Source organism: Streptomyces beijiangensis (assembly GCF_017315755.1).
Classification (GTDB): domain Bacteria; phylum Actinomycetota; class Actinomycetes; order Streptomycetales; family Streptomycetaceae; genus Streptomyces; species Streptomyces beijiangensis.
On the sequence record NZ_JAFLRJ010000167.1, the window covers coordinates 43378 to 50423 of the forward strand.

The 7046-nt window shown below is 70.6% G+C and carries 6 protein-coding genes; 2 read left to right on the forward strand and 4 right to left on the reverse strand.

What is annotated here, in order from left to right:
* Nucleotides 1-150: 150 nt before the first annotated feature.
* Entirely contained in the window at nt 151-354 is a 204-nt protein-coding gene (locus J0695_RS18825) for a hypothetical protein (RefSeq protein ID WP_206963247.1), read from the reverse strand.
* 567 nt (nt 355-921) lie between these two features.
* Here J0695_RS18825 and J0695_RS18830 point away from each other — a divergent pair.
* On the forward strand, nt 922-1959 hold the full coding sequence (locus J0695_RS18830; protein ID WP_206963258.1) for an NUDIX hydrolase: 1038 nt from the start codon (nt 922-924) through the stop codon (nt 1957-1959).
* A 12-nt stretch (nt 1960-1971) separates the two neighbouring features.
* Here the strand turns inward: J0695_RS18830 and J0695_RS18835 are convergent, their stop codons facing one another.
* Both J0695_RS18835 and J0695_RS18840 read right to left on the reverse strand, forming a co-directional pair.
* Nucleotides 1972-2175 carry an MBL fold metallo-hydrolase gene (locus J0695_RS18835; protein WP_307798679.1) on the reverse strand — a complete coding sequence of 68 codons (204 nt, stop codon included), beginning with the start codon at nt 2173-2175 and terminating at the stop codon, nt 1972-1974.
* 133 nt (nt 2176-2308) lie between these two features.
* Nucleotides 2309-3673, reverse strand: coding sequence for a dipeptidase (locus J0695_RS18840; RefSeq protein WP_206963248.1), 1365 nt, complete (start codon nt 3671-3673; stop codon nt 2309-2311).
* A gap of 155 nt (nt 3674-3828) precedes the next feature.
* Between J0695_RS18840 and J0695_RS18845 the strand changes: the two genes are divergently transcribed.
* Nucleotides 3829-5055 carry a geranylgeranyl reductase family protein gene (locus J0695_RS18845; RefSeq protein WP_206963249.1) on the forward strand — a complete coding sequence of 409 codons (1227 nt, stop codon included), beginning with the start codon at nt 3829-3831 and terminating at the stop codon, nt 5053-5055.
* Nucleotides 5056-5072: 17 nt separating this feature from the next.
* Here J0695_RS18845 and J0695_RS18850 read toward each other — a convergent pair whose 3' ends face one another.
* Nucleotides 5073-6644: a PucR family transcriptional regulator gene (locus J0695_RS18850; RefSeq protein ID WP_307798680.1), complete on the reverse strand. Its 1572-nt coding sequence runs from the start codon at nt 6642-6644 to the stop codon at nt 5073-5075.
* Nucleotides 6645-7046: the final 402 nt, after the last annotated feature.

Here is a 7046-nt window from a genome sequence, read left to right on the forward strand (position 1 = left end):
TTCCTTCGTAGGTAGCACGGAACGTGCGGTAGAACGTGTCAATGCCGCCCGGCTCGCGGGCACCTCACGCCGCACCCGTCCCGGAGCAGCCGAAGAGAAGCACCGCATGACACGCCTGGACGGCAGATATCTTCCTCGTGCTCGCCGTCCTCAGCGCGGTGGCCGCTGCCGTGATCGGCATCTGACACACCAGATACCCCCACGCACGGGGAGGAGTCTGGACGGGGGGTAAGTGATGAAGCGCAGTTCGCGCGCCGGTACGGGGTCGGCGGCGACCGGAGCGGCCGTGGCGAGCAGGGGCAGGGCGGCGAAGGCCGACACGGGCAGATCGCGCGACTTCAGTTTCTTGATCACGACCCGTTCTGTATCGGCACGGTATACGCCGGGGAAGACTGTGGGCAGGGCTTCACCCGCGATAAGGCACGCGAGCGCCTTCCTCCAAGCGATAGGTGAGCGCGGTGACGAGGTCGCGCAGTTCATCGGGGTGCTCGATGACGAACGGCCGGTCGAGTGAGGCGAGTGCCGGAGGTAACCAGTCGAGCCGCTCGTCCCGCAGTCAGCGCTCGGTTGCCCGGTCCTCGTCTGACGCGGGCGTCTGGATCAACGACCCCGCCAAACGCAGAGAACCCGAACCACAAGGTTCATAGCACCACAAACGTCTTATTTGGCTTGAGATCTACCGTCCAGATGAAGCGCCACCGCACCGACCGCAAGACCGGCAGGGTCACCACGGACACCGACTATGCGGTCCCACCCGGCATGAGCTGCCCGGTGTGGAGGGTACGTACAGCGAGGTGACGATCGCGGTGGAGGAGTGGATAGTTGGGTATCGACACTCTCATTTCCCATACCTCTCCCAGATGGCTCCGCGAAACCGGCTCCGCCGCTGTTCAGCGGCCTTCCCATCCTGGAGTATCAGTGATTGTCGTCTGGATCAACGGTGCGTTCAGTGCGGGCAAGACCACGGCCGCGCGAGAACTGATCGATCTGATCCCGAACAGCACCTTCTACGACCCCGAAGTGATCGGCGGGGCGCTGCGCTTCCTGCTGCCGCAGAAGCGGCTCGCGGAGGTCACCGACTACCAGGACCTGCCGATCTGGCGGCGCATGGTGGTCGACGCTGCCGCGGCGCTGCTCGCCGAGGTGGGCGGGGTGCTCGTGGTGCCGATGACGTTGCTCAGGCAGGAGTACCGGGACGAGATCTTCGGGTCCCTGGCCGCCCGTCGCATCCCGGTCCGGCATGTGCTGCTGGCAACTGACGAAACGATCCTGCGCCAACGTATCGCCGCCCGTGAGGAGTCGGACGGCGACCCCGAGGGCAGCGAGCGCGTACGGCAGTGGGCGTACGACCACATCGACCCGTACCGCACGGCCCTCGGCTGGCTCCGCGGTGACGCCCATGTGATCGACAACAGTGCGCTCACCCCGTCCGGGACCGCCGAGCGCATAGCCGAGGCGATACGGACCGGGGCGGCCGGGATCTGCGAGATCGTCCAGACCCCCGAGCCGACCGGCGAGACCGTCGCCGCCGGGGTGCTCCTCTTCGACGAGGAGAACAGGGTGCTGCTCGTCGACCCGACGTACAAGCCCGGCTGGGAGTTCCCCGGCGGGATAGTGGAGCGGGGCGAGGCGCCCGCCCGCGCGGGGATACGTGAGGTGGCCGAGGAGATCGGGATCCAACTGGACCGGGTGCCAAGGCTGTTGGTGGTGGACTGGGAGCCGCCCCGGCCGCCGGCGTACGGCGGCCTGCGGATGCTGTTCGACGGCGGGCTGCTGGGCCCCGCCGAGGCGGGGAGGCTCTCGCTGCAGGGGTCCGAGCTGCGCGGCTGGCGGTTCGCCACCGAGGAGGAGGCGGCCGGGCTGTTGCCGCCCAACCACTTCAAGCGGCTGCGCTGGGCGCTGCGGGCCAGGGAGCGGTCAGCCGTGATCAACCTCGAGGCCGGTGTCCCGGTCGGCTGAGGCCCGCAGGACTTATGCCGCGTTCTCGGTGAGCGGGTCGCCGTGGCCGAAGCAGACCGTGTCCGGCGCGAGAGTGGCCAGGCGGCGGCACGAAGCGATGGCTCGGGTGCGGTCGGTGTTGAGGACGCCCAGCATGACCTGGCCGACGGCGGCGATCGAGCCGTCCGTGTGACCGGGGCGGTCGGCGAGCTCTTGCGCCGCGCCGACGGGGGACACGGCGGCGCCGTCCGCGTACCCCGCGTCGATCAGGGTCAGCGGAGCAGGTGCAGGCGGGGGAGTACTTCGACGAGGTCCGTGCGGCGAACGTACGGAAGGACGGCCGTCCGCCGCACGGACCTGCGCTGAGCGCTTAACCCTGCTTGGAACGGGCGTAGTTGACGAGGAAGTGCGCCTCGGCGACCGAGAGCCGCTCCAGTTCGTCCGGCGACACGCTCTCGTTCACCGCGTGGATCTGCGCCTCCGGCTCGCTGAGGCCGATCAGCAGGATCTCCGACTCCGGGTAGAGCGCGGCGAGAGTGTTGCACAGCGGGATCGAGCCGCCCATGCCCGAGGACTGCATCTCCTGGCCGGGGTAGGCGATCCGCATCGCCTCGGCCATCGAGGTGTACGCCGGGCTGGTGGTGTCCGCCTGGAACGCCTGTCCCTGGCCCACCTGCTCGAACGAGACTCGCGCGCCCCACGGAGTGTGCTTCTCGATGTGCGCGAACAGCAGCTTCGTGGCCTCGGCGGCGTCCTGGCCGGGCGGCACCCGCAGGCTGATCTGGGCGCGGGCACTGGCCGGGACGGACGGCGTCGCGCCGGCCACCGGCGAGCAGTCGATGCCGATGACAGTGACGGCGGGACGGGCCCAGATGCGGTCGGCCACCGTACCGTTGCCGATCAGGCGCACGCCGTCCAGCACCTTGGCGTCCTTGCGGAAGTCGGCCTCCGGGTACGCCAGGCCGTCCCAGGCGGCGTCGGCCGCGAGCCCGTCGACGACCGTGGAGCCGTCCTCGGCTCGCAGCGAGTCCAGTACGCGAATGAGCGCGGCCAGCGCGTCGGGGGCCGCGCCGCCGAACTGACCGGAGTGCAGATTGCCCTCAAGGGTCTCCAGGGTGACCCGGATCATCGTCATGCCGCGCAGCGTCGCCGTGACGGTGGGCAGACCGACCCGGAAGTTGCCCGCGTCACCGATCACGATGGAGTCGGCGACGAGGAGATCGGGGTGCGCCTCGGCGTACCGCTCGAGACCGCCCGTGCCCTGCTCCTCCGAACCCTCCACGATCACCTTCACGGAGACCGGGATGCCGCCGTTGGCCTTGAGGGCGCGCAGCGCGAGCAGGTGCATGATCACGCCGCCCTTGCAGTCGGCCGCACCGCGCCCGTACCAGCGGCCGTCGCGATCGGTCAGCTCGAAGGGCGGCGAGACCCAGGCGGCCTCGTCGAGCATCGGCTGTACGTCGTAGTGCGCGTAGAGGAGTACGGTCGGCGCGCCCTCGGGGCCGGGCAGCAAGCCGTACACCGACTGGGTGCCGTCAGGCGTGTCGAGGAGGGCGACGTCCTGGAAACCCTCGGAGCGCAGCGCGTCCGCGACCCAGTTGGCGGCCCCCTCGCACTCGCTCCGCGGGGCCACGGCCACGTCCGCCACCGAATGGAACGCCACCAGTTCGGTGAGCTCCGCCTTCGCGCGGGGCATCAGCGAAGCGACGGTCTCGGCGATCGGATTCGCGCTCATGGGCACGCTCCTCGTGGGTGCGACGTTGGGATACGTGTACGTGTTTGTACGACGAAGGTGAGATCGATCCTCCCACAGCGGGATCGAGCGCAACCGCGCCGTAGGATGCCGTCGACAGCACGGGCCACTGGTCGGATCAGGAGCAGCAGCACATCGTGAGCAGCGAGAACGCAGACGCAGGCACGGACGCAGGCGCGGAGAACGACCTGTCGGTGTGGGACGTCGTCGTGGTCGGCGCAGGGCCCGCGGGGGCCTCGGCCGCCCACGCCGCGGCGGTCGCGGGACGGCGGGTGCTCCTCTTGGAGAAGGCCGAACTGCCGCGCTACAAGACGTGCGGCGGTGGAATCATCGGCCCCTCGCGCGATTCCCTGCCGCCCGGCTTCGAACTTCCGCTGCGGGACCGGGTGCACGCGGTGACGTTCTCCTTGAACGGAAAGCTGACCCGCACCCGCCGGTCCAAGCAGATGCTCTTCGGGCTGATCAACCGGCCCGAGTTCGACCAGGCCCTGGTCGAGTCGGCGCAGAAGGCGGGCGCCGAGCTGCGGACCGGTGTCACGGTCTCGCGTGTCGAGCAGCACGGATCGGCCGTACCGGACCGGCGGACCGTCGCCGTGGTGCTCTCCGACGGGGAGACGGTACTGGCCAGGGCGGTCGTCGGCGCCGATGGCAGTGCCAGCCGCATAGGGGCTCATGTCGGGGTGAAGCTCGACCAGGTGGACCTCGGCCTGGAGGCGGAGATCCCGGTGCCGCAGACCGTCGCGGAGGACTGGGCGGGGCGGGTGCTCATCGACTGGGGCCCCATTCCCGGGAGTTACGGCTGGGTGTTCCCCAAGGGCGACACCCTGACCGTCGGGGTGATCTCCGCGCGCGGCGAGGGCGCGGCCACCAAGCGGTACATGGAGGACTTCGTCGCCCGCCTCGGGCTGGCCGGTTTCGAGCCCGCCGTCTCCTCGGGGCATCTGACGCGGTGCCGCAGCGACGACTCGCCACTGTCGCGCGGCCGGGTGCTGGTCTGCGGGGACGCGGCCGGACTTCTTGAGCCGTGGACGCGCGAGGGAATCTCCTTCGCCCTGCGCTCGGGCCGTCTTGCGGGGGAGTGGGCTGTGCGGGTGGCCGAGTCGCACGACGCGGTCGACGCCCGCCGCCAGGCGCTGAACTACGCGTTCGCCATCAAGGCCGGGCTCGGTGTGGAGATGGCGGTGGGGCGGCGCATGCTCGCGGCCTTCGAGCGCCGTCCGATGCTGCTGCACCTGGCGATCACCGGTCTGCGGCCCGCGTGGAACGCCTTCGCGGACATCACCCGCGGCTCGACCTCGCTGGGTGAATTGGTGCGTACCCACCCGCTGGCCCAGCGTGCGCTGTCCGCGATGGACCGGGACTAGGCACTCCGGGTACTCCGTCAGCCGCGGGCCCGCGCCGTCAGCAACCGGTGTGCGTGCACTGCCAGTTCGGTCTGCAGGCGGCTCATCGGATCGCGGTCGAATCCTCCGGTGAGCCGCTCGATCTGCTTCAGACGGTAGCGCAGGGTGTTGTAGTGGATGTGGAGGAGCTCGGCGGCCTCCACACCGTTGCGGTCGCGGGCCAGGTACACGCCGAGGCTGTGTACGAGACTGCCCTCGTGCAGGCTGTCGTAGGCGAGCAGGGTGCCCAGGGCCTCCTCGACCAGGCGTGTCAGCTCGCGCCCCGGGAGCTGGTTCAGGAGCCGGTACACGCCCAGGTCCCGGTGTTCGCAGACAAAGTCGGTGCCGTGCAGCTCCCGGCCCAGGGTCATGGTCGCGACGGCCTCCCGGTAGCTGAGGTGCAGGTCAGCGAAGTCCGCCTGCACGCCGCCCGCGGCCACCCGTACCCGCGCCTTCGGGAGCGCCGTGGATACGGCGTCGTACACGGCCCGTACGACGGTGTGAAGCGACTCGCCGGGCTCGACGAGCAGCGCGAGACCCGAACTCACCCCCCACCCGATGGCCCGCGGCCCCACGATGGCCCGTACGAAGGGCAGCAGCCGCTCCTCGGGGCTGAGCTCCGCCGTCCCCGGGCTCTCGCGGACGTCACCCAGTTCCACCAGCACGGCCGCGCGCGGCACTTGCAGTTCCCAGCCCATGGCGGCGGCTCTGCGCGCGGTCTCGGCGCGGTCCTGCGGGGCGGCCGAGACCAGCTCCGTCAGAAGCAGGGCGCGAGAGCGGCGCTCCCGGCCCGCCACCGCGCGTTCCTGGACGGCGACCATCCCCGCGAGGGTCGCCGCGTGTTCGAGCGCGGCGAGCTGGTCTTCGGTGGGTGGTTGACCGCACCACAGGGCGACCCTGCCGAGCGCGGCCGAGGCGTGCGCCGCGAAGGGACGCGCGTTCGCGCCGATGGCACGCTGCGTGGACACTTCGGCGTCGTCCGGGGGATCGCCGGCCGAGGCGAGCACCGTACCGTCGGGGCCCAGCACGGCGGCCGGACAGTGGGCCAGGTCGGCGAGGACGGAGGTGAGTTCCTGGTACGAACCGTCGCGCAGGAGGGCGGTGGTGAGCTTTTCGTGCACCTTCTGGGAACGCTCCAGGGACAGCGCCCGGCGATTGAGCACGGTGCCGATGACCTCGGCGAGTATGTCGTTGAACATCACCTCGCCCGGCAACTCCACGACGGGGAAGCCGAGCTCGTCGGCCGCTTCGAGCATGGCGCGCGGCAGACGCGGAAGGTAGGGGCCGACCTTGACGCCGAGGCCCGCCAGGCCGCGCGCGGCGAGGGAGGGCACGAGGGCGCTCAGCGCGTCCTCGTCGCCGCGCAGCGCGTACGCCGTCGTCAGGAGGAGTTCGCCGCCGCGCATCCAGCGGACGATGTCCGGCACCTCCATGATGTTGACGACGCGCACGCGCCGCTCCGCCCCCTGCCGTCCGGCGACCAGACGCGCACCGGCCAGACACGGCAGCGCGAGGGCCTCCGCGACCGTGATGCCGACACCGGGAAACGGGTCGGCCCCGGGCGGCTCCACGGGGAGCGAAAGGGGGGAGGGAGGCACCGATGGCGCCGCTGACGAGAGGTGTGCTGTGCCTGCCACGCCCTTCACTATGAGCAGGTCAGAGGCGTGTGTAAACGGAGTACGGGCTGGTAACGGGACGTTAACCGGGCGGAAACGGGGCCGAGTTCGCCCCGCTGTCATCCGGCGTCAACGGACGGCCTCCGCCGCTGGCAGCCGCTGCTCATGACCGGAAACCGGCCAGTTCCTAAGGTTGCGGCCATGCCCCCAAATCCCGAGACCCGCATCACTCCCGCCGGTGTGACCGTCGTGGCCATCGGCGGGAACGCACTGCTGCGCGGCGGCCCCACCGCCACCATCGCCGAGCAGTTCGAGGCGGCCCGGACGCTCGCGGGCCCGCTCGCCGGACTGGTCGCC